This is a genomic window from Mycobacterium sp. SMC-2 (assembly GCF_025263485.1).
Lineage (GTDB): Bacteria > Actinomycetota > Actinomycetes > Mycobacteriales > Mycobacteriaceae > Mycobacterium.
Genome location: NZ_CP079863.1, coordinates 5355403 through 5380590 on the forward strand (window position 1 = coordinate 5355403; position 25188 = coordinate 5380590).

The 25188-nt window shown below is 66.0% G+C and carries 22 protein-coding genes and 1 pseudogene; 16 read left to right on the top strand and 7 right to left on the bottom strand.

What is annotated here, in order from left to right; all coding sequences use genetic code 11:
- Positions 1-89: 89 nt before the first annotated feature.
- Both KXD96_RS25160 and KXD96_RS25165 read right to left on the bottom strand, forming a co-directional pair.
- A complete protein-coding gene (locus tag KXD96_RS25160) occupies positions 90-833 on the bottom strand; it encodes a hypothetical protein (RefSeq protein ID WP_260741291.1) in 744 nt (247 codons plus the stop codon).
- An 11-nt stretch (positions 834-844) separates the two neighbouring features.
- Entirely contained in the window at positions 845-1765 is a 921-nt protein-coding gene (locus KXD96_RS25165; protein WP_260741293.1) for an NAD(P)-dependent oxidoreductase, read from the bottom strand.
- 191 nt (positions 1766-1956) lie between these two features.
- Here KXD96_RS25165 and KXD96_RS25170 point away from each other — a divergent pair, with 191 nt between their 5' ends.
- The 5 genes from KXD96_RS25170 (at position 1957) to KXD96_RS25190 (ending at position 6549) form a co-directional block, all read left to right on the top strand.
- A complete protein-coding gene (locus KXD96_RS25170) occupies positions 1957-2268 on the top strand; it encodes a hypothetical protein (protein WP_260741295.1) in 312 nt (103 codons plus the stop codon).
- A 120-nt stretch (positions 2269-2388) separates the two neighbouring features.
- Entirely contained in the window at positions 2389-4044 is a 1656-nt protein-coding gene (locus KXD96_RS25175; RefSeq protein ID WP_260741298.1) for a thiolase C-terminal domain-containing protein, read from the top strand.
- Positions 4041-4934: an alpha/beta hydrolase gene (locus tag KXD96_RS25180; protein WP_260741303.1), complete on the top strand. Its 894-nt coding sequence runs from the start codon at positions 4041-4043 to the stop codon at positions 4932-4934. Before KXD96_RS25175 ends, KXD96_RS25180 begins: the two co-directional genes overlap by 4 nt.
- Positions 4931-5746 carry an NAD(P)-dependent oxidoreductase gene (locus KXD96_RS25185; RefSeq protein WP_260741305.1) on the top strand — a complete coding sequence of 272 codons (816 nt, stop codon included), beginning with the start codon at positions 4931-4933 and terminating at the stop codon, positions 5744-5746. Before KXD96_RS25180 ends, KXD96_RS25185 begins: the two co-directional genes overlap by 4 nt.
- Positions 5743-6549, top strand: coding sequence for an NAD(P)-dependent oxidoreductase (locus KXD96_RS25190; protein ID WP_260741307.1), 807 nt, complete (start codon positions 5743-5745; stop codon positions 6547-6549). The genes KXD96_RS25185 and KXD96_RS25190 overlap by 4 nt, the downstream gene beginning before the upstream one ends.
- On the opposite strand, the gene KXD96_RS25195 is transcribed toward KXD96_RS25190, so the two are convergent.
- On the bottom strand, positions 6542-8080 hold the full coding sequence (locus KXD96_RS25195) for an acyl-CoA synthetase (protein ID WP_260745546.1): 1539 nt from the start codon (positions 8078-8080) through the stop codon (positions 6542-6544). The genes KXD96_RS25190 and KXD96_RS25195 overlap by 8 nt on opposite strands.
- Positions 8081-8314: 234 nt before the next feature.
- On the opposite strand from KXD96_RS25195, the gene KXD96_RS25200 reads away from it, so the two are divergent.
- Positions 8315-9580: a cytochrome P450 gene (locus KXD96_RS25200; protein WP_260741308.1), complete on the top strand. Its 1266-nt coding sequence runs from the start codon at positions 8315-8317 to the stop codon at positions 9578-9580.
- 53 nt (positions 9581-9633) lie between these two features.
- Here KXD96_RS25200 and KXD96_RS25205 read toward each other — a convergent pair whose 3' ends face one another.
- The 3 genes from KXD96_RS25205 to KXD96_RS25215 form a co-directional block, all read right to left on the bottom strand.
- On the bottom strand, positions 9634-10812 hold the full coding sequence (locus KXD96_RS25205; protein ID WP_260741310.1) for an amidohydrolase family protein: 1179 nt from the start codon (positions 10810-10812) through the stop codon (positions 9634-9636).
- A 582-nt stretch (positions 10813-11394) separates the two neighbouring features.
- Positions 11395-12600 carry a CaiB/BaiF CoA-transferase family protein gene (locus KXD96_RS25210; RefSeq protein WP_260741311.1) on the bottom strand — a complete coding sequence of 402 codons (1206 nt, stop codon included), beginning with the start codon at positions 12598-12600 and terminating at the stop codon, positions 11395-11397.
- Positions 12597-14111 (bottom strand): aldehyde dehydrogenase family protein, encoded by a 1515-nt coding sequence (locus KXD96_RS25215; protein ID WP_260741314.1) that lies wholly within the window; start codon positions 14109-14111, stop codon positions 12597-12599. Before KXD96_RS25215 ends, KXD96_RS25210 begins: the two co-directional genes overlap by 4 nt.
- Positions 14112-14315: 204 nt before the next feature.
- Between KXD96_RS25215 and KXD96_RS25220 the strand changes: the two are divergent.
- The 4 genes and pseudogenes from KXD96_RS25220 to KXD96_RS25235 all read left to right on the top strand — a co-directional run.
- Positions 14316-14507, top strand: a pseudogene (locus KXD96_RS25220) (ferredoxin); the annotation flags it as partial.
- A 53-nt stretch (positions 14508-14560) separates the two neighbouring features.
- A complete protein-coding gene (locus KXD96_RS25225) occupies positions 14561-15916 on the top strand; it encodes a cytochrome P450 (protein WP_260741319.1) in 1356 nt (451 codons plus the stop codon).
- Between the two features lie 11 nt (positions 15917-15927).
- Positions 15928-16926, top strand: coding sequence for an acyl-CoA dehydrogenase family protein (locus tag KXD96_RS25230; RefSeq protein ID WP_260741321.1), 999 nt, complete (start codon positions 15928-15930; stop codon positions 16924-16926).
- Complete coding sequence (locus tag KXD96_RS25235; protein ID WP_260741323.1) at positions 16910-18085, top strand: acyl-CoA dehydrogenase family protein; 1176 nt, start codon at positions 16910-16912, stop codon at positions 18083-18085. The genes KXD96_RS25230 and KXD96_RS25235 overlap by 17 nt, the downstream gene beginning before the upstream one ends.
- A gap of 6 nt (positions 18086-18091) precedes the next feature.
- Here the strand turns inward: KXD96_RS25235 and KXD96_RS25240 are convergent, their stop codons facing one another.
- A complete protein-coding gene (locus KXD96_RS25240; protein WP_260741327.1) occupies positions 18092-18526 on the bottom strand; it encodes a nuclear transport factor 2 family protein in 435 nt (144 codons plus the stop codon).
- Between the two features lie 131 nt (positions 18527-18657).
- Between KXD96_RS25240 and KXD96_RS25245 the strand changes: the two genes are divergently transcribed.
- The 6 genes from KXD96_RS25245 to KXD96_RS25270 are packed head-to-tail and all read left to right on the top strand — an operon-like array spanning position 18658 to position 25158.
- Complete coding sequence (locus KXD96_RS25245) at positions 18658-19104, top strand: Zn-ribbon domain-containing OB-fold protein (RefSeq protein WP_260741329.1); 447 nt, start codon at positions 18658-18660, stop codon at positions 19102-19104.
- Entirely contained in the window at positions 19101-20258 is a 1158-nt protein-coding gene (locus KXD96_RS25250) for a thiolase C-terminal domain-containing protein (RefSeq protein ID WP_260741332.1), read from the top strand. The genes KXD96_RS25245 and KXD96_RS25250 overlap by 4 nt, the downstream gene beginning before the upstream one ends.
- Positions 20255-21823, top strand: coding sequence for a FadR/GntR family transcriptional regulator (locus tag KXD96_RS25255; RefSeq protein ID WP_260741334.1), 1569 nt, complete (start codon positions 20255-20257; stop codon positions 21821-21823). The genes KXD96_RS25250 and KXD96_RS25255 overlap by 4 nt, the downstream gene beginning before the upstream one ends.
- A 47-nt stretch (positions 21824-21870) precedes the next feature.
- The gene (locus KXD96_RS25260; RefSeq protein WP_260741336.1) at positions 21871-23127 is read left to right on the top strand and encodes an amidohydrolase family protein; all 1257 of its coding nucleotides are present in this window, start codon (positions 21871-21873) and stop codon (positions 23125-23127) included.
- Positions 23127-23891 carry an SDR family oxidoreductase gene (locus KXD96_RS25265; RefSeq protein WP_260741338.1) on the top strand — a complete coding sequence of 255 codons (765 nt, stop codon included), beginning with the start codon at positions 23127-23129 and terminating at the stop codon, positions 23889-23891. The genes KXD96_RS25260 and KXD96_RS25265 overlap by 1 nt, the downstream gene beginning before the upstream one ends.
- Before the next feature lie 58 nt (positions 23892-23949).
- The gene (locus tag KXD96_RS25270) at positions 23950-25158 is read left to right on the top strand and encodes a cytochrome P450 (protein ID WP_260741341.1); all 1209 of its coding nucleotides are present in this window, start codon (positions 23950-23952) and stop codon (positions 25156-25158) included.
- The last annotated feature ends 30 nt before the right edge of the window (positions 25159-25188 follow it).

A 25188-nucleotide genomic window follows, 5' to 3' on the forward strand; every position in this document is an offset into this window, starting at 1 on the left:
GCGTCGGCGACCACCCCGGCCAGCCGGTCGGCCCGCGAGCGCTCCTTGTCGGAGCCAACCATCATGCCGACGCGTCTGCGGCCCCACAGCTATGGCACGTAGCGGTCCCACTCGAACGGCACCACCGCGAAAAACGGTGCGGCGAACAGCGGTTCGACACCCGACTCGTCCCAGCGGGCTGACAGCACCGGCCGCAGCCGCTCCGCGGTCGCGACCGGGTCCTCGTCGAGGAAGCAATACGTGATCGATTGACCCCCTCGAGCGCTCGCCAGGTTCGCGTCGACCTGGCGCGACGCCGCCGACCAGACGCCGGCGACGCCGGCCACTTCCACGAGTGGGTCCGTCGCTGCCGATCCCCGCTCGACCAACAGGAACCCGCCCCGCACGGGCAGCCAGGGCAGGACGTCCGATCCCACCTTGACCCGCGGCGCGGCCACCTTGGCCTGCACCTCGTAGACGCCGCGCTCCACCGGCGGGAGCAGAGGGATTTTGCGGCCGGCGTTTCCGAGCGCCGTGGACAGCTCGTTGAACCCGCGCAGCCCGGCCGGGTCGGTGAAGAAGTACGTCATCACGTGGTCGACCGCGTCCAACGGCCCACCGCGGAGCGCCCGCGCGGAGCGGCAGGCCGGCGTCGACACCAACCGCAGCGAGGCGCGCACCGCGGCCAAGCGGTGCTGCTCAGGTCGGTGGTCGAGGGTGTGCCAACGCAGGTACTCGGCGTCCAGTCCGTCGGGATGGCGGGTCGCCATCGACACGAACAGCGTGGTGATCTCTCCACGCCCGGTGGCGAGGATCTCGGCGACCTCGTCCGATGGGGTCCCAGAAAGCTGCATCGCGTTCGCCCTCACGAACTCGTCGAATCGTGTTCGCCCAACACGAGTTCCGGGTGCCGCACAGCGATCATGCGCCTGAAGCCCTCGCGCCAAGGCACTTTCGTGCGGCCGAGCACCTCGTGCATCCGGGTGACGTCCGGCCATAACGGCGTGTGCGCTTGGGGCGTGTATTCGAAGACGGGCTCGACACCGATCAACCGGCCCATGAAGGTGCAGTAATCCTCGGCGCTGACCGTCTCGCTGCCCGCCCAGTTAACCACGACCGGCGGCACCGCGGCGACTTCCATGGCGCGGATGCCTAGTTCGACATAGTCGTCTTCGTAGATCGGGTTGTAGTTGTTCGGCTTGTCGGGATGCAGCCGAATGGGTTTGCCCGCCAACATCGCGTCGAGGCGATCGGCGGGTGCGCCGCCCTGAGGCCCATAGGTCGAGCAGATCCGGATGATGGTCAGCGGGATTCGATGATGCCTGGAGATCCAGGTGCACACCGCCTCCGCCGCGACCTTGGAGAAGCTGTAGTTTGCGCGCAGCGGCACGCCGGGCGGATCGGTCTCGGTCAGTGGGCGCTGTCCCTGGTAGGCGTAAATCGAGCCGGTTGAACACAACACGAAACCCTTGGCGGCGCGGCAGTGGTGGAGCAATTCGCCGGACATCTGCGCGTTTGTTTCGACGCAGCGGTTCCAGTCGCCGGCGCCGGGGTCCACGGCGGCGTGGAAGACGTAGCTGAAATCTTCTGGGAGACCGGAGAAGTCGCCCGCGCCGATGTCCAGCGCAAAGGGTTTGATGCCCGCGCCGACAAGCCTTTCCCGGTCGGCGGGGTCTTTGAGGCGTGCGGCGCCCCACACCTCGTTCGAAGCCGCCAGAGCCCTCGCTATGGGAAACGCGATCTTGCCCGTCGCCCCGGTGATCAGGATCTTCTCCGCGCCGAGCAACCAGCCCTCCAATCATGACCGAGGCAAATGTGAAGTACTTGATATGTCGTTGGGCAGCATAACGCCCGGCCGCAAGGAAATCCCATGGGAGGGCGGCTGGGTGTGCCCCGTTTTCTTGGCATGGTCCTGGTGGTCTCAACGGAATAAGCTGAGACCCGCCAGGCCAGCATGGCCCCGATGGGAGGCGCACCATGAGGTGGTTTCTTCGTCGTCTGACCGCCGTCTTAGCGGTCGCCTTCGTCGCGATGGCGGTCGCGACGCCGGGAATCAGCTCGGCACAGTGCGATCCCAACATGTCGTTCAATCCGGCGACCCGTGAGTGCAAACCGCCACCGCCGGCACCGGCGTGGTACACGCCCCCACCGCCGTACGGGCCGTCGTTCGCCGGGCAGGATGTACCGCCCCCTCCGCCACAGCCATGGTGGACATCGGAGCCGCCGATGTGGAGCGTCGGCTTTCACCAGTGGGGCATTTACCTGAACGGCGTCTGGGTGCCGCTCTGACGGGTGCCCTGCCAATACCGTCTCGATCGCACCTGCGTGCGGGTGATAACGTAATTCTCCGATTCGTATAACGGGCCTACCACGTCGCACTCCCGGGTCCGTTCGACTCGCGGAGGTGACGTGTCAGCAGCACCGGGACGTCCGCTGCCCCTGATCACGCAGGAGAACGAGTTCTTCTGGACCTCGGGAGCCGACGGCACGCTGCGGCTGCAGGAATGTAAGGCCTGCCGATCGCTCGTTCATCCGCCGGCGCCGGTATGCCGGTATTGCCGCTCACTTGATGTCGGGGTGCGAGCGGTCTCCGGCAGGGCAACGCTCGCCGGCTTTACCATCAATGAGCGGTTCAGTCTGCCCGGGTTGGCCGCGCCCTACGTGATCGCGCAGGTGGCCATCGCCGAAGATCCGCGCGTTCGGCTGACGACCAACATCATCGAATGCCAGCCCGACCAGCTCGAACTCGGCCAACAGGTCGAGGTCGTCTTCGAGCGAGTCGAGGACGTGTGGTTTCCGCTGTTCCGACCGGTACCCGACGCCGAACCCGGTCCGCTGCCCGCCGACGAAATAGCGCCGGAGCGCTTCGGCGAACACGTGCACCCGATGCTGACGCCGGAGAAGTTCGAAGACAAGGTCGCACTGACCGGGGTCGGCATGTCGGCGATCGGACGCCGATTGATGCAGCTGCCGCTGGCGCTGACGGTGCAAGCATGCGAAGCGGCCATCGCCGACGCCGGCCTGACGTATGCCGACATCGACGGCCTGTCGACCTATCCCGGCGCGATCAACGTCGGCGGCTTCGGAGAAGGCGGCGTGACCGCGCTGGAGGCGGCGCTCGGCATCCGGCCGACGTGGCACAACGGCGCCATGGAAACGTTCGGCCCGGGCGGATCGCTGATCGCTGCCATGCTCGCGGTCGCCGGCGGCCTGGCCCGCCACGTGCTGTGTTTCCGCACGCTGTGGGAGGCCACCCACGGCGAGTTGATGAAGCAGGGCAAGATCAGCCCGTCGATGGGCCGGATGTCGGGCTGGCAGATGCCATTCGGCGCGACATCTGCGGCACACACCTTGGCGATGAACGCGCAGCGGCACTTTCACCGATACGGCACCACCAAAGAGACCCTGGGCTGGATCGCGTTGAACCAGCGGACCAACGCCGAACTCAACCCGACCGCCATCTACCGGTCGCCGATGACGATGGACGACTACCTGAACGCGCGGCCCATCACCACGCCCTTCGGCCTCTATGACTGCGACGTGCCCTGCGACGGATCGATCGCCGTCATCGTCTCCGCCGTCGACGTTGCGCGTGACCTCGCCAAGCCGCCCGTGCTGGTGGAAGCGGTGGGAACGCAGATCATCGAGCGAATCGACTGGGACCAAAGCACTCTCACCCATGAGCCGCAGGTGCTGGGCCAGGCCGCGCACGTGTGGACGCGCACCTCGTTGCGGCCGACCGACGTCGACGTCGCCGAGCTCTACGACGGCTTCACGATGAACTGCTTGTCCTGGATCGAGGCGCTGGGATTCTGCGGAATCGGCGAGGCCAAAGACTTCCTCGACGGCGGCAAGAACATCGCCCGCGACGGCCTGCTGCCGCTCAACACGCACGGCGGCCAGCTGTCCCACGGCCGCACCCACGGCATGGGCCTGGTCCACGAGGCCGTCACCCAGCTGCGCGGGGAGGCCGGCGACCGCCAGGTCGCCGGCGCCCGCGTCGGCGTGGTCAGCAGCGGTGGCCTCACCCCCAGCGGCGTCCTTTTGCTGCGGGCGGACTCATGAGCGTCCCCCGGCCCAGGCTGGTGATCGTCGACGGCGTGCCGATGTCGGCGCTGATCGCCGAAGCGCCCGAACCCAAGGCCGTGATCGTGGCCGTTCACGGCGGTGGAACCACCGCAATGTATTTCGACTGCCCGGGCCACCCGTCGTTGTCCCTGTTGCGGAGCGGCGCGGCGGCGGGATTCACCGTGGTGGCGCTCGACCGCCCCGGCTACGGGAGCTCCGCGCCCTATCCGGAGGCGATGGCCCTGCCCGAACAGCGGGTCAACCTTGCCTACGGGGCGGTCGATCGCATCCTCGGAGACCGACCTCGCGGCGCCGGGCTGTTTCTGATGGGCCATTCGGGCGGCTGCGAACTCGTGATGCGGATGGGCGCCGACGCACGCGGAGCCGATCTGCTGGGCATCGAACTGGCCGGTACGGGCCGGCGCTACCACCCGGCGGCCCGGGAAATCCTGAAAGCCGCGACGCGCGAACGCCGCCCGGCCGGCCTGCGGGAGCTGCTGTGGCACCCGGAAAACCTGTATCCGCCCGAGGTTCTCAACGGGGCCACGGTCTCCCCGACCGCGCCGTCCTACGAGGACCAGATGGTGTCCAATTGGGCTCGCCAGGACTTCCCGGCACTCGCGCCCGCGGTGCGCGTTCCGGTGCAATTCAGCGTCGCCGAGCACGAAAAGGTTTGGGAGAAAGATAGTTCCGCGATGGCCGAGATCGAGAGCCTGTTCTCAGGAGCGCCGCGGTTCATTGTTCATCGGCAGCCCGACGCGGGACACAACATCAGCCTGGGTCACACCGCCGCCGACTACCACGCCAAGGTGTTTGCGTTCGCCGACGAATGCGTGGCCGGCGGCGCGAATCCCGTTGACGCAGAGGACGACCTGGAGGCCGGATGAGAGTCGGGTTCATCGGCCTGGGCAGTCAGGGCGGCCCCATGGCAAGGCGGATCGTCGAGGGCGGTTACGAGACGACGCTGTGGGCGCGCAGACCCGCCAGCCTCGAGCCGTTCGCTGACACCGCGGCAAAAGTCGCCGAATCCCCGGCCGAGCTCGCCGCGGCCAGTGATCTGGTCTGTCTCTGTGTCGTCGCCGACGCCGACGTCGATGAGGTCACTCGCGGTGAGCGTGGCGTGCTCGCCGCGATGAAACCGGGCAGCGTCATCGCCATACACAGCACCGTGCACCCCAACACCTGCCGCGAGCTCGCCAAGAGGGCTGGCGCCCAAGGTGTTTCGGTCGTCGACGCGCCGGTGAGCGGAGGGGGTCCCGCGGCGGCGGAGGGCCGTTTGATGGTGATGACCGGCGGCGACGCCGACGTTGTCGAACGCTGCCGCGCGGTCTTCGAAACTTATGGCGATCCGGTCGTCCACCTCGGTGAGCTGGGTTCCGGGCAAACCACCAAGCTGCTGAACAACTTGCTGTTCAGCGCCCACTTGGCCACCGCGGCCACCACCCTGTCGCTGGCAAGTGCCCTGGGCGTCGACCCGGACCGTCTGGCGGAAGTTGTTTCCCGTGGCAGTGGGAACAGCTTTGCGCTCAACGCCCTCGGCGGCATCGGCGGGCTGGAGCGGCTCGCCGGGGTGGCCGGGACGCTGCTGCAGAAGGACGTCCGCCTCGTCGCCGACCTCGCCGACCGCGCCGGGGCAAGCGGCGGCGCCGTGCTCGATGCGGCCGACGCCGCGCTGGCACTCATGGGCCATCCAAGGTGAAAGTCGGGTTCATCGGCGCGGGGCGGATGGGCCGCCCCATGGTGGCCCGCCTGGTAGCGGCCGGGCATGACGTTCGCGTCGTGGGCCGAACAGCCGAAACGCAGTGCGAAATCGAGGAACTCGGCGCGCACGCGGTCCGCGACCCAGCCGAGGCGGGTACGCAGGCCGAAATCGTGGTGGTCTGCGTGTTCAGCGATGAACAAGTGCGGGAGGTCTGCCTGGACGGCGGACTGCTGTCCGCCATGCCGGCCGGTTCTGCGCTGGTGGTGCACACCACCGTAAGCCCGAAGACCATCGATGCCCTCGCCGCATCCGCCGAAGGCGTCGACGTCGCCGATGCGGCCGTCAGCGGAGGCCCACACGACATCGCGGCCGGCCAGCTCACGCTCTTCGTGGGCGGCGCCGACGACGCGGTCGAGCGGGTGCAGCCGGTGCTGCGCTGCTACGGCGACCCGGTCCTGCACGTCGGCCCCCGCGGTGCCGGCCAAAAGGTGAAGCTGGTCAACAACGCCCTGTTCGCGGGTCACACCGGCCTGCTCGCGGAGGCAGTGCGTTTAAGCGAGCGCCTCGGCGTGCCGGAGTCCACCCTGCTGACCGCCCTTTCGGAGGGCAGCGCGACCAGCCGCGTGCTAAGCCTGGTAGCCGCAAGTGGTTCCATCGCATCGTTCATCGAGATGACCGGTGAGTTCGTGCGCAAAGACGTGGCCGTCATCCGCGGCGTCGCCGAACAATTGGGCACAGATCTCGGTGTGCTGGACGACGCCATCAAAGCGATCGGTGATGTGCGACGAGCAGTCAGATGACCCGCGATTGGTGCCCGGCCCAGTAGCGGTCGCGCAGTAGCCGCTTGTACAGTTTGCCGTTGGGATCACGCGGCAACTCGTCGACGAAGTCGACGGTGCGGGGACACTTGTACGTCGCCAACTCATTCCGGCAGTAGCCGATCAGCTCCGCGGCGCGGTCTGTGTCCGGAGCCACGCAATCCGTCAGTTGTACAACGGCTTTGACCGCCTCCCCCATCTCGTCATCCGGGACGCCGATCACCGCCACGTCGGCCACCATCGGATGCGCGATGAGCACGTTCTCAATCTCTTGCGGGTAGATGTTCACCCCGCCGGAGATGATCATGTGTGCGACACGGTCGGTGAGGTACAGGTAACCGTCGGCGTCCAGGTAGCCCATGTCCCCCAGGCTGCGCCACCCCTTGTCGTGGGTGACCGACGCGGTCTTGTCCGGATCGCCGTGGTATTCGAAGTGGCGCCCGCCCGCGAAGTAGACCACCCCCACCTGTCCTGTCGGCAGTTCGTTGCCGTCCGGGCCGACGATGTGGCATTCGTCGATGGGCCTTCCCACCGAACCGGGATGAGCCAGCCACTCCTGCGCCGAAATGTATGTGGCACCGAGATCTTCTGTACCCGAATAGTATTCGTGAATGATTGGGCCCCACCACTCGATCATCTCCCGCTTGACGGCGACCGGGCACGGGGCGGCGGTATGCAGGACAGTACGTAGGCTCGACAGGTCGTAGTGCTCACGCTCTCGGCGGGGCAACCGGAGCAGGCGGACAAACATCGTCGGCACGAACTGCGCATCGGTGATTCTATACCGCTCGATCAGTCCGAGACATTCGCGCGCATCGAACTTCTCCATCAGTACGACGGTCCCACCCACCCGCTGCCAGGACATCGAGCCGACCAATGGCGCCGAGTGATACAGCGGCGCCGGGCACAGATACACCGCATCCCCGCCGGCCCCCGCGGTGAGCCCACGGGCGATATCGGCAAGGACGGACGACGGATCACCGAATCGTCTGCCGGGCAACGGCTTACGCACACCTTTGGGCCGCCCCGTCGTTCCCGATGAGTACAGCATCTCGCGTCCCTCACACTCGTCGTCGAGGATCGCCGCCGGCGCGGTGGACAGGACTTGGTAGTAGTTTTCGTAGCCGGGGAGCTCGCCGTCAGCCGAAATGCGAACGGGCACGCGCGCGGTGTCCAGCTTGGCGACGACGTCAGCGAGCGCCTGGCTCGATACCAACGCGGACGCCCCGCAGTCGTCGAGCACGTATTGGACTTCGCCGGGGCGCAGGTGATCGTTGATCGGGGTGTAGTAGAGACCCGCGCGCTGCGCGGCCCACGCCACCTCGAGGAACGTGTGGTCGTTGCCTAACAGGATGGCGAGGTGATCGCCCACTTTCAGGCCGCGTGAACGAAACGCGGCAGCAAGGCGCCGTGACCGCTCTTCCAGCTCGGCGTACGTCACGCTGCCGCCATCGGATCCCATCACGATGGCGGGGCGGTGGGGCGCGGACGCGGCATGCCAACTCGGTGCCATCGAAGCGGCCTGCGGGGACTGGTTTTGCTCGATCACGGAAAATGATGCTACACATACGGCGCCCTTGACTGAGCCGCTCATGCGTTTAACAGTTTGCGGCTGGAGATGCCCCGAATTTGGTTGCCCGAACCCGTTATGTTAGTCGGCGTCATTCTGTACTCTCGGGATGGAAACGCATTTCCGCGATCCAATAACCGCTTGCGTGTGGTCAGCAAGACTGAGGAGGCCCGTCCGGTGAGTGACTTCGATTCAAACCAATTTTTTTCCGATGAGTCGCTCGTCACCAACCCCTATCCCTACTACGCGGAGCAGCGGGCTCAGTGCCCGGCGCGGTTCGATCAGCAGCAGGGCATCTTGGCGGTCACCGGATACGACGCGGCCATCGAGGTCTACCGCGACGCGGAGAGCTTCTCCGCGTGCAACGCGGTCATCGGGCCCTTCGCGGGGCTTCCCTTCCAGCCGTCCGGCGACGACATCACCGAGCAAATCATCGAGCATCGCAGCGAGATGCCGTTCAGCGACTTCTTGGGCACCCTCGACCCCCCGGACCACACCCGGGTTCGCGCGCTGCTCAGCAAGCTGATGACGCCGCGGCGGCTCAAGGAGAACGAGTCGTTCATGTGGACCTTGGTCGACCGCACCATCGACACGTTCGTCGGGGCGGGCCACTGCGAGTTCTTCCGGCAGTACGCCCAGCCGCTGTCTCTGCTAGTCATCGCCGACCTGCTGGGCGTCCCCGCCGAGGATCACGAGGCCTTCCTGTCCGCGCTCGCGGCCCAGCACAACGACATGGGCGAGACCCAGACGGTCCCGCACAATCCCCTGGAGTTTCTCGAGCAGAAGTTCGTGACCTACATCGAGGACCGCCGCCGCGAGCCCCGGAGCGATGTGCTGACCTCGCTGGCCCTGGCCAAGTACCCCGACGAATCCACACCTGAGGTCATCGACGTCGTCCGGTTGGCCGCCTTCCTGTTCGCCGCCGGACAGGAGACCACCAGCAAGATGCTGACGTTCGCGGTGCAGGTACTCGGCGAGCGGCCCGACCTGCAGCAGCAGTTACGCGAGGATCCCAGCCTGATCCCGAACTTCATCGAGGAGACGCTGCGGATGGAAAGCCCGATCAAGACTCACTTCCGCCTGGCGAGCAAGAACGTGTCCATCGCCGGCGTACCCACCCAGGCGGGAACCACGATCATGCTGTTGCCCGGGGCGTTCAACCGTGACCCGGCCCACTTCGAGAACCCGGACGAGTTTCGCGTCGATCGTCCCAACGTCCGGGAGCAGATCGCCTTCGGGCGTGGTATCCATACCTGTCCCGGCGCCCCCTTGTCCCGGGCCGAAGGCCTGATCAGCATCGAGCGCATTCTGGCGCGGATGGCCGACATAAGGATCTCCGAGGCCCACCACGGGCCGGCCGATGCGCGGCGCTACGGCTACGACCCCTCGTTCATGATGCGCGGGCTCACCGAACTGCACATCGAGTTCACGCCCATCACGTAGGACGTGACCACCGGCCGACGCCACGTGTGCGCCGGCCGGTGGGCCCGCCTGGGTCAGACCGACATGAGCCGGGCGAGGTTGCCACCCATGATCTTGGCCTGGTCGTCCTGGTTGAGATGTCCGAGCACGTTCGCGTACTGCGTGGGCTGCGACAGGCCCTCTGGATGCGGGTAGTCCGATCCGAACAGCACCCGATCCACCCCCATGAGGTCGATCACGTCGTTGACACCCTCCTCAGGGAATGGGCTGACGTGGATGCGGTTCTTGATCTCCTCCACGGGGTCGCCCAGGAACGTTTCCGGTGCCTTCTTATAAGTGTCGGCGATGCGTGCCAGCAGCGGCGGCAACCACCTCGCCCCGGTTTCGACGACCGCGACCTTCAGCCCCGGGTTGCGAAACAGGGCGCCGTGGCAGACCCAGGAAGCCACCGCGTCTTCGATCGGCCGCCACTCGCTGACCATGTAAAAGGAGTTGGTCTGGAACGGCAGCATCTCACGATCCGTGCCATCCCATTCGGCGTTGTAACGCGAATAGCCGCTGTCAGAGACATGCATGGCGACCAGCACGTCGTGCTCGACGCAGCGCTGCCAGAACGGGTCGAACTCGGGCACCGCGAACGAGCGCGGCCCGCCGAAGCCGGGGACCGGTGCCGGACGCACCAGGATCGCCCGCGCACCACGCTTGACCACCCAATCGAGCTCCTCGATCGCCTTCTCGACGATCGGCAGGCTGATCACCGGCACGGTGTAGATCCGGTTTTGGTGGTTGAAGCCCCACACGTCGTCCAGCCACTCGTTGAGGGCGTGAACCACCACGTGGATGAGCTTGGGGTCGTCGCGCATGCGCTCCTCGATCAGGCTCGCAAGCGTCGGGAACATCAGCGAACGGTCCACGCCCAGCTCGTTCATCAGCTCGAGTCGAGGGCCGGGCTCGCGGAACGCAGGGATCGAGCGCATCGGCTCCCCGAAAATCTCCCGGCGGCTCTTGCCCTCGGGGTTGCCGTGCTTGAAGTACTCCTCCATCGCCCCTGGCCGGGCGACGACCTCGAAGGTCGGGTTGGGGATGAAGTCGCTGATGTGCCCGCGGACGGCGATCTTGGTCCGACCGTTCACCTGCACATACTGGACCGCGTCCTTATACAGCTTGGGCAGGTACTTGGTCAGCGATTCCTCGGTCTCGTAGAGGTGATTGTCGGCGTCGAACACCGGGTACGGCAGAGCTTTAAAGGTCACGAAAATAGCCCTTTCTATTTGCGAGATCGATCTTGTTGGCACTGCGAGTGACGGCGTAGTTATTGCTGCGCTTTTTTAGTTTTGCATGCCGAATATGAGGAATGTCGGCGGCAGTAAAGCCGCACGCGATATTCCTGTGCACATTCCGGGGCATTTAGTTGTTTCCGAGCGGAGGGGTGCTTTCCGCCTGCCAATTCCGTCAAACGGATAATGATCGCCCGGGGCAGCTATTGGGTGGTGGGTAGGGGATCCTTCCATGACTCGGGGTGGCGGGCCGGCCTCCGTCCGCGACCGGCGGCCGGGGGTCACCAGGGCGACGCCCTCTTTGCCGTTTGCGTCGCAACCCTGCCAACCGGACGGCCGCCTCTCTCACTCGCTAGCTAACCCTAGATAGGCGACCTAGTCAACTATTTAATTCGTCGCGCGGTGCAGCACACCCAGCGCGGCCACACCTTGTGATCGCCGCCGTGCGCCCGTGCACCGACGTGGTTTGTTTTCAGAAGACTCAGCCGCGCACCGGTAATGCCGCTGTTGTCGACGGCTGTGTCGCGGCGGTCTCGTCTGTCCTCCCGCGCACGCGATTTAGGTGACAGCACCCGCCGTTTTGAGCTCGATGATCTTGTCCCAATCGAATCCAAGCTCCTCGAGGATCTGGTCGGTCTGCTCGGCGAAGCTCGGTGCCGGCCCGGCGTGCGGGGCGGTGACGTCGAACTGGACCGGGTTGGCGACCAGCTCCAGCTCGCCGGCCTGCACGATGTACTCGTTGGCCCGGACCTGCGCGTCCCGCGCCACCTGCAGGGTGTCCTGCACCGGAGCCCACGGCCCGGACAACGTCGCAAAGCGCGCCGACCATTCCGCGAGGGTGCGTGTCGCGATCGCCTTGCCCAGCGCCTCGACGGCCTCGGCCGTGTTGGCGGCGATCTGCTCGGCGCTGTCGAAGCGCGGATCGTCGGCCAGTTCTGGCAGGTCGACGTGCCGGCAGACGTCCGCCCAGAACTTGGCGGGCTGCAGCATCACGAAGGAGATATAGCGATCGTCGGCAGTCGCGTAGACGCCGACCAGCGGATTGTTCGGGGAACCGTGCACGCCGGGTTCGGGTGCCAGCAGCCGCTCGCCGAGGTGATTGGTCAACGCCACCGTGTGGCCCATCGCCCACACCCCGCTGCCCAGCAGCGATACGTCCACGACGGACGGTTTTCCGGTGCGCTCCCGTTGGTAGAGGGCGGCGACGATCCCACCGGCCAGGTTGGTGCCCGAAATGGTGTCCCCGTAGGCCGGTCCCGGCAGCGAGATCATGCCCTTCAAGGACGGCGGGGTGATGGTGGCCGCGGCGCCGGCCCGGCACCAGAAGGCGGTCATGTCGTAGCCACCCTTGTCGGCCTCGGCGCCGCGGGGGCCGAACGCACTGCCGCGCGCATAGATGATGGCGGGGTTGACCGCCCGGATGTCGTCGACGTCGATGCGAAACTTCTTGCGCTGTGCGGGAAGGAAACTGGTCAGGAAAACGTCCGAGCGGCGGACTAACTCATCGAGTAGCTCCCGCCCCTTCGGGACCGACATGTCCAGGCCCAGACTGCGCTTACCGCGATTGGCGTTGTCCACGTTGGGATTGGGATCGCCCTTGACCACCAACGTGCCCGTCTGGCGCAATCCGCGCTGCGGGTCGCCCGTGACGGCATGCTCCACCTTGATGACGTCGGCCCCCCACTCGGCGAGAACGGCCCCGGCCGACGGGACGAAGCCGTACATCGCGACCTCGAGAACGCGCACTCCCGACAGGGGCGTCATCCGACCACCGCGGCGAAGGTCTTGCGCTCCAGGAATTCCTCGAGCCCGGCGACGCCCATCTCCCGGCCGATACCGGACTGCTTGTAGCCGCCGAACGGACTGTCCGGTGCCGAGTAGTTGCCGCCGTTGATCGATAGTGTGCCGGTGCGGATGCGGCGCCCCACTGCGACGGCGCGGTCATGGCCGCCGATCACCGCACCGGACAGACCGAAGATCGAGTTGTTGGCGATACGCACGGCGTCGTCGTCATCGTCGTAGGCAATGACGACCAGAACCGGACCGAACACCTCGTCCTGCGCGATCTCGCTGTCCGGGTCGACGTTGGTGAGCAGAGTCGGCTCATAGAAGAAGCCCGGGCCCACCTTGTTGCCACCGGTGACCAGCGTGGCGCCGGCGGCGACGGCGCGCTGCACCATGCCGTCGACTTTGTCGCGCTGACGCTCACTGATCAGAGGTCCCATGTAGGTGCCGGGATCGCCCGGGTCGCCGTAGGCGATCATCGCGAAGTTGCCTTTGACCAGCTCGACCAGCTCGTCGTGATGCGCGCGTGGCACCAGCATCCGCGTGGGAAGCGAACAGCCTTGGCCCGCATGGGATGTGATCATGAAGGCGGCCATCATCGCGGCGGTGGCGAAGTCCGCGTCGTCCAGCACGATCAGCGCCGACTTGCCGCCCAGCTCCAGGAAGACCCGCTTGACCGTGTCGCTGGCCGCGGCCATGATGGCGCGACCGGTTGCGGTGGAGCCGGTGAAGGTTACCAGGTCGACGTCGGCGCTGGTGGTCAGCGCCGCCCCGACGGCGGGATCCTGTGAGCTGAGCACGTTTACCACACCCGGCGGGATGTCGGTGTGCTCGGCGATCACCTCGCCGAGGGCCAGCGTGATCAACGACGTGTCGGGGGCGCCTTTGAGCACCACGGTGCAGCCGGCGGCCAGCGCCGGGACCAGCTTGGCCAGTGCCAGCTGGTTCGGGTAGTTGTAGGCGATGATCGCCCCGACGACCCCCGCGGCCTCTTTCTCTACCCAGCGGAGATTCCGCTGTCCCAGGTATTCGATATCGCCGAGGTCCTCGGTCATCGGGTAGGTCATCAGCAAGTCGGCGTAGTAGCGCGCGATGCTGATCGGCCCGTCGAGGTGTGGCCCTTCGGTCAGCGAGCGGGTGGCCCCGACTTCGGCGATGGTCAGCTCTCGCAACTCCTCGCTGTGCTCGAGCAGCGCCTTGTGTAACTGGTCGAGACACCTGATGCGGAACTCGACATCGGTCGACCAGCTGGTGGTGTCGAACGCACGCCGCGCCGCCGCGATCGCGGCTTGGGCGTCGGTCACCGTCCCGTCGGGCGCATAACCGACGATGCTGCCGTTTGCGGGGTTCAACGACGGAAAACTCTCGCCGCCCTCCGCGGCGACCAACCGCCCGTCGATCAGCATCCGCCGGTCGACATCCGGCCGGGAACCGCCGCCCGTGCCATGCTCATCGGTTAGCTTCGCGGCAGTCGTGTCTTGCGCTGGCATCGAGCCTCCCGAGATAAAAAGGGCCTCTCACCCCGCCGAACCTGGTGCGCCCGACAGTAGCACAGAAAATAGTTGACTAGGTCGTCTATCTGCGGTTAGCTGATCGCGAAAGCTACTGTTCGGCGCGACGATTGCTGTCGTACATGCCGGGCCAGCGACTCAGGCGCCTTAGGCGAACACCCCGCAGGGAAGGTGAGAGAAACCGTGAAGGTTCGGGTTGACCCGCAACGCTGCCAGGGGCATACGTTGTGCGCCATGATCGCCCCGGAGATGTTCGTCCTCAGCGACGTCGACGGCAGTTCCTCGGCCGTCTGCGAGTTGGTCCCGCCCGATCAGGAGGACCTGGTGCGCGAGGCGGCCCAGTCCTGCCCCGAGCAGGCCATCTCGATCGAGGAGTCGCAAAACGGTGCGGCCGTCAGCGCCGAGTCCAAGACCACGGAGGTAACCGCGTGACCGACGGGATCGTTACCGACAGCGGCAGCAAAGAACACAGCTACCACTACGATCGGCACACCCCCGAGTACCGATTCGAGTTCGAGAAGATCACTCGGGAATTGCACGAGAAGTGCCCGGTGGCGTGGTCGGACACCTACGGCGGGCATTGGGTGGCCAGCAGCAGCGAGGCGGTGTTCGAACTGGCCCGCTGCCCCTACATCTCTAACGACCACGACTTCAACAACGAACGCCGGGGCTACCAGGGCATCACCATCCCGGCCAAGCCGATCCCGATCCGCGCGGGCATCCTGGAAATGGATCCACCCGAGCACCGCGTGTACCGCAGCGTGCTCAACCCTTATCTGTCCCCGGCGGCGGTCAAGCGCTGGGAGCCCTTCATCGACGAGATCGTGCGCGCTGCCATCGACGAGAAGATCGAGTCCGGGCGCATCGACTTCGTCGACGATCTGGCCAACGTCGCCCCGGCGGTGATCACCCTCGCCATGATGGGCGTCCCGCTCGACAAGTGGTCCATGTACAGCGAGCCCGCCCACGCCCTGGTCTACACCCCCGACGACTCCCCGGAAGCGCCCAAGGTGCTCGAGCAGAACCAACAGATGGCGATCGACCTGATGGCCAATGTCGCCGAGATCCGTCAGGCGCCCCGTCCCGGGCTGATCAACGCCCTCATCGAGTTGCGCATCGACGGCGAGCCCGCGCCCGACATCGAGATCCTGGGCATGCTCACGCTGCTCATCGGCGGCGGGTTCGACACCACGACGGCGTTGACCGCGCACTCGCTGGAGTGGCTGGGCCAAAACCCCGATCAGCGTCAGCGCCTGATCGACGAGCGCGACACCCTGCTGGACCCGGCCACCGAGGAGTTCTTGCGCTTCTACACCCCCGCCCCCGGCGACGGGCGCACCTTCGCCGAAGACGTCGAGATCAACGGCATCCGGTTCAGGGAGGGTGAACGGCTCTACATCTCCTGGGCCATGGCCAACCGCGATCCGGCCGTGTTCACCGAGCCCAACAAGATCATCCTCGACCGAAAAGGCAACCGTCACTTCGGCTTCGGCCTCGGCATCCACCGGTGCATCGGATCCAATCTGGGGCGCACGGTGTTCAAGTCGATGCTCAACGCGGTGCTGGACCGCATGCCCGACTACCGCTGCGATCCCGAGGGCACCGTGCACTACGAGACCATCGGCGTCATCCAGGGTATGCGGCACCTGCCTGCCACCTTCACCCCCGGCCGGCCCCTGGGCCCGCGCCTGGACGAGACCCTGGCCAAGCTCCAAAAGGTCTGCGACGAACAGGAACTGGCCCGACCCATCACCGAACGCAAAGAATCCGCGCGGATCGACTAGAGCGCAACGGGATGCTACTGGAGTTCGATGCCGACCAGCGGCTGTGGCGGGACACCGTGCGCGATGCGGTGGCCAAGCAGTGCCCTCCGAGCCTGGTGCGCGCCGTCGCCGAACAGGGCCTCGATCCGATGCCGCTCTGGAAGGTCTACGTCGAAGCCGGGTGGACGGAGTTGACCGACCCGGCCAACGCGGTCGAGCTCGCCATCGTGCTAGAGGAACTCGGCCGCGCGACGGACCCCACTCCGTATCTGGCCACGATGACCCAGTTCGCCCCGCTGGTCGGCGACCGGCACGACCCGCAGCAGCCGGGCGCGGCCGTCTATGACGGGGTGACGGCCCATCGTGACGCCGACGGCTGGGTGCTCCATGGAACGGGGCGGCACGTTCTCGACGGTGATCGGGTGCAGCAGCTGGCGGTCGTGACCGCCGCCGGTGTGTTCGTGATCGCCGCCGAAAGAGTCGTCACCAGAAGGAATTCCGCCTTCGATCCCGTGTTGCACGTGGCTGACGTGACGTTTGCGGGCGTGCGCGTGTCCGATGCCGATCGGCTGCCCAGCGACCCCGCGAGCTGCCATGACCTCGCGCTGACCGGCATGGCGATGACAATGGTCGGGGCGTGCCAGCGTGTGCTGGACCTAGCGCTGTTGCATGTCCGGGATCGTCGTCAGTTCGGCGTGCCGATCGGTTCATTCCAAGCCGTCCAGCACAAGATGGCCGACATGCACGTGGCCATCGAGCGGGCCCGTGTGCTTTCCTACTTTGCCGCGCTGACGATCTCCGCCGACGACCCCCGGCAACGATTGGCAGCGGCGATGGCCAAGGCGTCCGCCGGCGAATGCCAATCCCTGGTTTTCCGTCACGGCCTGCAGTCGTTCGGCGCAATGGGTTTCACTTGGGAGAACGACCTGCAGTTCGCGCTCAAGCGGGCCAAGGCCGGCGAGTTGATGCTCGGCGGGGCGGCCGAGCATCGGGCCATGATTGCCGAGGAGTGGCATGCAGCTCACGTTTGACGCCGACGTCGAGGCATTCCGCGCCGAGTTCGCAACCTTTCTCGACGAGCACCTGCCCACCGAGTCCGAGACGCAGGAGCGACCGCGGTCGGTTTCGCACATGCCGTCGTGGGCGCGTCGCTGGCAGCGGCTGTTGTTCGACAACGGCTGGCTGCTGCCCGGCCAGCCGCCCGAGTTCGGCGGACGGAACGCGACCATCCTGCAGCAATTCGTGTACCTCGAGGAGCTGTCGCGCCGACGGGTCTACCACAGCCACAACCCGCAGGGTGTGGATATCGTTGCGGCGTCGCTGCTTTCGTTCGGCACCGATGAACAGAAGCACCGCTGGGCGGTGCCGATTCTGCGGGCGGAAATCACCGCCTCCCTGGGGATGAGCGAACCCAGCGCCGGCTCCGACCTCGCGTCGCTACGAACCCGCGCGGTGCGCGACGGCGACCACTTCGTGGTCAATGGCCAGAAGGTGTGGACCTCGGGCGCCCACGACGCCGATGTGTTACTGACGTTCGTGCGAACCGATCCCGATGCCCCAAAGCACAAGGGCATCAGCGCATTGGTGATCCCGACCGATACCCCGGGCGTCGTGCGGCGGCCATTCCCGCACATCTGCGCCATGGACGATCTGGATTTCAACGAGGTGTTCTTCACCGACGTGCGGGTCCCCGCCGAGAACCTAGTCGGTGGGCTCAACGAGGGCTGGCGAGTGGCCAACGGATCACTTGGACACGAACGCACGATGATGTGGCTGGCACAGGCCGAACGATTGGAAAACGTCATCGCCGACTTCCGCCCGACCACCGCGCTCGAGCGCGACCAGCACGCCACGTTGTTGATGGACCATCAGGCGCTGCGGCTGCTGGGTTCGGCGGCGCTGGCGCGCGCCGCGCGCGGTGAACAGGACACACCCGCGCTATCGGTGCTCAAACTGCTCGGCTCGGAAGCCGAAACGCGGGCGACAGAGCATGCCCTGGCATCCGCCGGCGTCGACGGGCTGATCCATCCCGGGACCTCGGGCCCCTACGCGCACATGAATCCCGATAATTATTTCGCCAGCTGGTTCGACCGGCACGCGCGCAGCTTCTCGGCCACCATTGCCGGCGGCACCTCGGACATCCAGCGCAACATCATCGCCCAACGCGTGCTGGGTCTGCCGCAACGTTAGGTTCGTCTACTCCCCGCCGGGCGCCGCGAGGGCGGTCAACTCGATCGGGTTGAAGTACTCCTTGTGCAGGGTGATCTTGTCGTCGGCGAAGCGAAACACGCCGACGTAGGAGTTCCGGTATTCCCCTCGCTGCCCTCGCGGGCCCTTTAGTGGGCAGACGCTGTGGTACTCGGCGACGAGCGCATCGGAATCGCTGACGTCGTACCACTCGTCGATCGTGAAGTCCATGCGCACGAATGCCTCCTGCATCACACCGCGCATCTGGTCGAGGATTGCCCCCTTGCCCACCAACGGGGGCACCGCTTCCACGGACGGTGCGAACGGCACCATCATCACCGCATCGTCGGCCAGGTGCTGCCCGGCAGCGTCGAAATCGAGCGAACCGATCTTGCTCAGGTAGTCGGTCACAATGTCGACCTTGCGTCGAAACGTCATCGGCATGTCGGTCGCCTTCCACGGTGCGTTGTTGGTCGGTGCTGCGTCGGGACTTACTGAGACAGCAATATAGTTGACTAGGTAGGATGTCTACGGTTAGCTCGATACATAGAGTTGCTAAGCGGTGAGGAAGTGTTGTGACTCAGACAGTCGTGCGGGCACAAGCCGACCCGCGTCCGGTGCCCGCACCCGATGATGTCACCCGCTTCTACTGGGCGGCGGCCGCCGACCATCGACTTGTCCTGCAGCGCTGCCGCGCCTGCCATCAAATGCAGTACCCTCCCGAGATCTGCTGCGCGCATTGCCAGGCCGAGCAGTTCGATGCGGTCGAGACCACCGGTCGAGGCGTGATCTACTCCTATTCGGTGGTGGATCGGCCGTTGCACGCCGGATTCGTCGATGCCCTGCCCTACGTGGTGGCTCTTGTCGAGCTGGACGACCAACCCGCGCTTCGGATCCTTACCAACCTCGTCGATGTGCCGGCGGGCACTGAGTTGGCCTGCGGGCTGCCCGTCGAGGTCGTTTTCGAAGAGCGCGACTCGGTCACGTTGCCGCAGTTTCGGTTGCTCAGGACCACCTCGTGAGCACGCTGGCGCGCGACGTCGCCATTGTGGGAGTGGGCTATTCCGAGCTGAGCCGGACGGGCGAGCCCCATCCCAACGCACTGGCCCTGGCCGCGGCGAAGAGCGCGCTGTCGGACGCCGGGGTGACGAAAACGGACATCGACGGAATTTTCGAGTACAAGTTCGGGCCGGAGTCGCCCGGTGCGCAGGACATGGCGCGCCTGCTCGGGGTTCCCGACCTGGCTGCCTTCGCCGATATCTTCCCCAGCGGCCCGTCGGGCGTGGCCGGCGCGCTGGCCGGGGTGATGGCCGTGGCGTCGGGCGCCTGCGAAACCGTGCTGGTCTTCAGGTGCCTTACCCGCGCCGCGGGCCACCAGGGCGGCGTGGCCAGTGGCCCGGCCGCGGTAGGCGGACGCGATCAGTTTCTCACCCCCTACGGGTATCTCGGCGGCATCCTGGTATTGCTGGGCTTGAAGAAACAGCGGTGGATGGCCGAATACGGGCGCCCCGAGGAGGATTTCGGCCGCATCGCCGTCAATGCGCGGCGATGGTCGGCACTCAACCCCCGCGCCGTGATGCGCGACGAGTTGACGATGGACGACTACCTATCGTCGCGGATGGTCGCCGACCCGCTGCGGGTCCTCGATTGCGACTATCCCGTCAACGGGGCGGTTGCCACCGTCATCACCACCGCCGAACGCGCAGCCGATCTGCGTCAGCGCCCGGTACTCGTCGACGCCATGGCCTACGGCACCGGTAGGGGCGCGGATTGGATCTTCGACTGCGACTTCCTGTACGGAGGAGCGATCGACTGCGCGAGCCGGCTGTGGCAACGATCTTCCGTCACGGTGGGCGACGTTGATATCGCCCAGGTCTACGACGGTTTCACACCCGTGACCGTCGCCTGGATCGAGGCGCTCGGCGCCTGTGGGCGAGGCGAATTCGGCGACTGGGTGGGTGACGGCAGCCGCCTCGGTCCCGGCGGCGACTTCCCGCTCAACACCGCGGGCGGACAGCTCGCCGAGGGCCGGCTGCACGGCATCGGCTTCCTCAACGAGGCGGTGCTGCAGCTCAGAGGGCAGTGCGGGGATCGGCAGGTTCCGGACGCGCGAGTGGCGGTCGTGACAAGCGGGGTGTACCCGCAATGCGGTGCAATGGTATTGACTGGGGCATGACCGAGTCACCTCATACCAACCACAAGCGCCGCGCCGACGACGCCGTCTGGCGTGCCATGCCCCGGCGCAACACTCAAAAGGTCTCCCACTTGCTGGCCGCCGACCTGCGGCGTCAGATCCTCAATGGGCAACTCGCCACCGACCAGCAGCTGCCGTCCGAGGCCGACCTCACCGCCCGGCTGCGGATCTCCCGGGAGACGCTGCGCGAGGCGCTGAGAATCCTCGAGTCACAGCAACTGGTGGAGGTCAGGCGCGGTCGTGGCGGCGGCGCGGTCGTGCGGCGCCCGGGCCTGGAGTCGGTGGGCCGCTACGTGGCGCTGCTGCTGCAGCTTCGCAAGACGACGCTGGCCCACCTGGAAGAGGCCCGATCGGTGATCGAGCCCCCAGCCGCAGAACAGGTGGCCATTCGGGCCGGATACGACGACCTCGATCACCTCGTCACCCTGCATGATGCCGAGCGGGCAGCAGAGGGTGACCCGCTGTCGTTCGTCAGCGCAATGTCGGCCTTCGACCAGGCGGTCACCGAGTTGTCGGGTAACCGCACCCTCGGCGTCGTCGCCGGTGTGTTCCGCGACATCTACGCCGGGCAGGTCTACTCGGCGATTGGTAACGACAATTCGGTGGCGGCCGAGCGCATTGCCCGGCGGGTGGTGGTCAGCCACAGCGCGTTCCTCGATGCCGCCCGCCGCCACGACGCGTCGCTGGCCCACAAGACTTGGAGCGATTACCTATTCACCACCAGCCGAATGCTGGTGAGCCGCAACGTCAGACGCCAACCCATCGACATGGCACCGCTGTGGCGAGCACAGGCCGGTCGGGCCGATGGCGAGCCGACACCGCGGCGGGCCGTCGTGGTGGCATCCGAGATCCGCTCACGCATAGCCGAAGGTGGCCTTCGCGAGGGCGACCGACTGCCACCGCTGGCCGAGCTGGCCGACGAGTTCGGCATCTCCCGGCCGACACTGCGCGAAGCGCTGCGGATCCTGGAGATGGAGTTCCTGCTCGACCTCCGCACCGGGGACCGCGGCGGAGCCACCATCCGCACCCCCTCCACCCGGGTGGCGGCACAGCTGGCCGGCATCGTGCTGGAGGCGCGCCAAACCACTTTTGCGGATTTCGTCCGGGCAGTGCGGGCGGTCGTACCCGCGATCATGGGCCTCGTCGCGTCGCGAATCAGTTCCAAGCAGCTTAAGGTTCTCGCCAACTTCGAGGCCGAATTGGCCGCCAGCATCGATGACGCCGCGCACTATGTCACGACATGGTTTGACGCCGAGATGAACGCGTTCTCTGCGGTCAAGAACCCCGCGCTGACCGTCGCCGCCGAAATCCTGCAATGGGTTCGTGCCGGCGTGGAGCCCACGCTCACCGCCGACGCGAAGGGCTGGCCCGGGGTGCACGCGAGCAACCGCAATGCCCAAGCCCTCTTCGCGAAGTTCGTCTCGGCCGCCGCCGAGCACGACTCGGCTCGTGCTACCCGGATCTGGACCGAATGCTTGACCTCCTTCACGCCGTGGATCGAAGAGTCGGAGCTGGGTGGTCGGCTAGTGCTGGAGCTGATGGATTGACCTGGGCGCCTTGACGATTGAGCCTGACACCCGAATGAGGAGAACCGATGAACGTTGACGACATGGTCCTGGTGAGCGTCGATGACCACGTCATCGAACCGGCACACATGTTCGAGGGCCGCGTCCCGCAGAGGTACGAGGACACGGCGCCGCGTTTCGTTCGTCGCGACGACGGGACGATGGCCTGGCGCTACGAGGGACAGGAGATCCTCAACACGGCGCTCAACGCGGTCGCGGGACGCCCGCCCTCGGAGTTCGGGATGGAACCCACCTGCATCGAAGAGATCCGGACCGGCTGCTACGACATTCACGGCCGCATCAAGGACATGAATGCCAACGGCGTGCTGGGCTCGATGTGCTTCCCTTCTTTTCCCCGGTTCTGCGGCCAGTTGTTTGCCGACACCGCCGACAAGGGTCAGGCCGCCGCGATGGTCCGCGCCTACAACGACTGGCACATCGACGAATGGGCGGGCACCTACCCGGGCCGGATCATCCCGCTTGCGCTGCCGATGATGTGGGATCCGGTGGCCACAGCGGCGGAGGTGCGCCGGTTGGCGAAGCAGGGCTGCCATGCGGTGACATTCTCTTCCAGCCCTTACGATCTCGGCCTGCCCACCTTCTATTCCGAGCATTGGGACCCGTTCTGGGCGGCCTGCGCCGACGAAGGCACCGTGGTGTGCATGCATCTCGGGTCGAATTCGCGTCCACCGACGACGTCTCCAGACGCGCCCATCGAGCTGGTCTACACGTTGTCGCCGATAAGCCTGATGGCTACGGCGGGAGATCTGTTGTGGAGCCCGATCTTCCGGAAGTTCCCCACGCTGCACGTGGCGCTTTCCGAGGGCGGTATCGGCTGGTTGCCCTACTTCTTCGAGCGTGTCGACTACATCTACCGCCACACCAAGCACTGGAGCGGTATGGATCTGGGTGACCGCCTGCCCTCGGAGATCTTCTCCGAACACGTGATCCTGTGTTTCATCGACGACGCGGTGGGCATCGAGAACCGCCACCGTCTCAACATCGACAACATCACCTGGGAGTGCGACTACCCACACTCGGACTCCACCTGGCCCGTCGCGCCGGAGACACTGATGATGTCGCTGAGCGGCGTGCCGGACGACGAAATAAACAAGATCACCCACCTCAATGCGATACGGCACTTCTCGTACGACCCGTTCGCCCACATCCCGCGGGAGCGCGCGACCGTGGCGGCGCTGCGCGAGCAGGCCGTCGGCTGGGACATCAGCGTGAAGTCGGTAAAGCACCTCCGGCCGGAAACCGCGAGCACGGCAAGGGCCTTCTGATGAAGCTGCGCGGCAAGGTCGTGGTCATCACCGGATCGGGCGGCGGAATCGGCGAAGCATGTGCGCGGCGCTTCGCGGCAGAGGGCGCGAAAGTCGTTGTCACCGACATTAATTCCGACGGGGTCAAGCGCGTATCCGATTCGATCGGCACGGTTGGCCTGGCCGGCGACATCACCGCCGAAGATACGGTGCGTGCCGTCGCCGAGCTGGCCCGAACGACCTACGGCGAAATCGACATCTGGTTCAGCAACGCCGGCTATGCCGGACCGCGTCTCGCCGGCAGTATCGCCGACGACCCCTTGTGGGACCTCAGCTGGCGGCTCCACGTGATGTCCCACGTGTACGCGGTGCGGCAGGTGCTGCCGTCGATGCTCGAACGCGGCGATGGCTACCTGCTGCAAACGGCATCGGTCGTCGCGCTGACCACCCATCCCGATAAGGCCGCGTACGCCGTGACCAAGCATGCCGCCCTGGCTTTCTCGGAGTGGTTGGCGATGACCTACCGGCCCAAAGGAATCAAGGTTTCGTGCTTCTGTCCGGGCCCGATGCTCACCCCCATGCTGATGTCCGACGGCATACCCGCCGATCACCCGGCCCTGCGGAACGTCGCCACCCCGGAGGAGGTCGCCGAACGCCTGGTAGGCGCGATCGAGACCGAGCGGTTCCTCATCGTGGACTCCTCGATGGGGCTCGATTCCCTCACCGGCAAGGCCGCCGACTACGAACGGTGGGTCAACGATATGACCAGCCTCATAAATAGCTGACTCTGTCTGATATATTCACTGGGGCTCGGGGATCTATGCCCGACTAGAGGGAGAGGCGATGACAGAAGCGAACGTCGACGCCTACGGTGGCACGATCTTCAGCGGAGCGGGCGATGTGCTGACGCGGTGTCCGCAGGAAGCCTTCGCGCAAATGCGGGCCGCCGCTCCGGCGATGCGGGTCGAGGGGTCGGGCGTCGTGGTGACCACCCGTGCGGCCATGACGGAGGTGTTGCGCCACCCGGAGATCTACTCGTCTCAGATGCCGGCCGGGCACTTCGGCAATGCGCGGCCGCTGATCCCCATCGAGGTCGACCCACCCGACCAGCGCAAGTTCCGCAAGATCCTGGACCCGCTGTTCACCCCCAAGCGTCTCGAGCATCTCGCGGAGCCCATCGAGACACTGGTGAACGATCTGATCGACACCTTCATCGACGAGCCGGAAATCGATTTCGCCCAGCGCTTTTCGGTGCCATTCCCGTCGCAGGTGTTCCTCACCATGTTCGGGCTACCCATGGCGGACCTGCCGGAATTCCTCGCGATGAAGGATGGCATCATCCGCCCGTTCCACGTGTTAGGTGCTGCGCTCAACGATCCCCGCACGCAGGAACTCAGAGCAACGAGCGCGGCCTCGATCTACGACTACTTCAACGAGGTGCTCGACCGGCGGACCGCCGAACCCAGGGACGACCTGATCAGCCACTTTCTCGGGGCCGAGATCGAGGGCGAACGGCTGACCCGCGAGGAGATCCTCGATATCTGCTTTCTGCTGTTGATCGCCGGCCTGGACACGGTATCGGCATCGCTGGACTGCTTCTTCCGCTACCTCGCCGAGCACCCAGACAAGCGGGCAGCGCTCGTCGCCGACCCAACGATCAGCCCCGCGGTCGTGGAGGAGCTGCTGCGCTGGGAATCGCCCGTGATGCTGGTGTCGCGCATCGCCACTCAAGATACCGAGCTCGGCGGCTGCCCAATTCACGCCGGCGACAAGGTCCATCCGTTCATCGGATCGGCCAACACTGACGAATCCGAGTTCCCCGAGGCTGACGTCATCCAATGGGGCCGAAAGGCCAACCGCCACATCGCGTTCGGTGCCGGTGTCCATCGCTGCCTGGGGTCGAACCTGGCACGGCTCGAACTGCGTACCGCGCTTCGCGTCTGGCACAGCCGCATCCCGCACTACCACGTAAAGCCGGGCACCGAACTCACTTACACCATCGGAGTCCGCTCCGTGGACTCTTTCCCGATGGTCCTCGGCGAATCCGTGTAATACCCCTTCACCCAGAAATAGGACCGACCA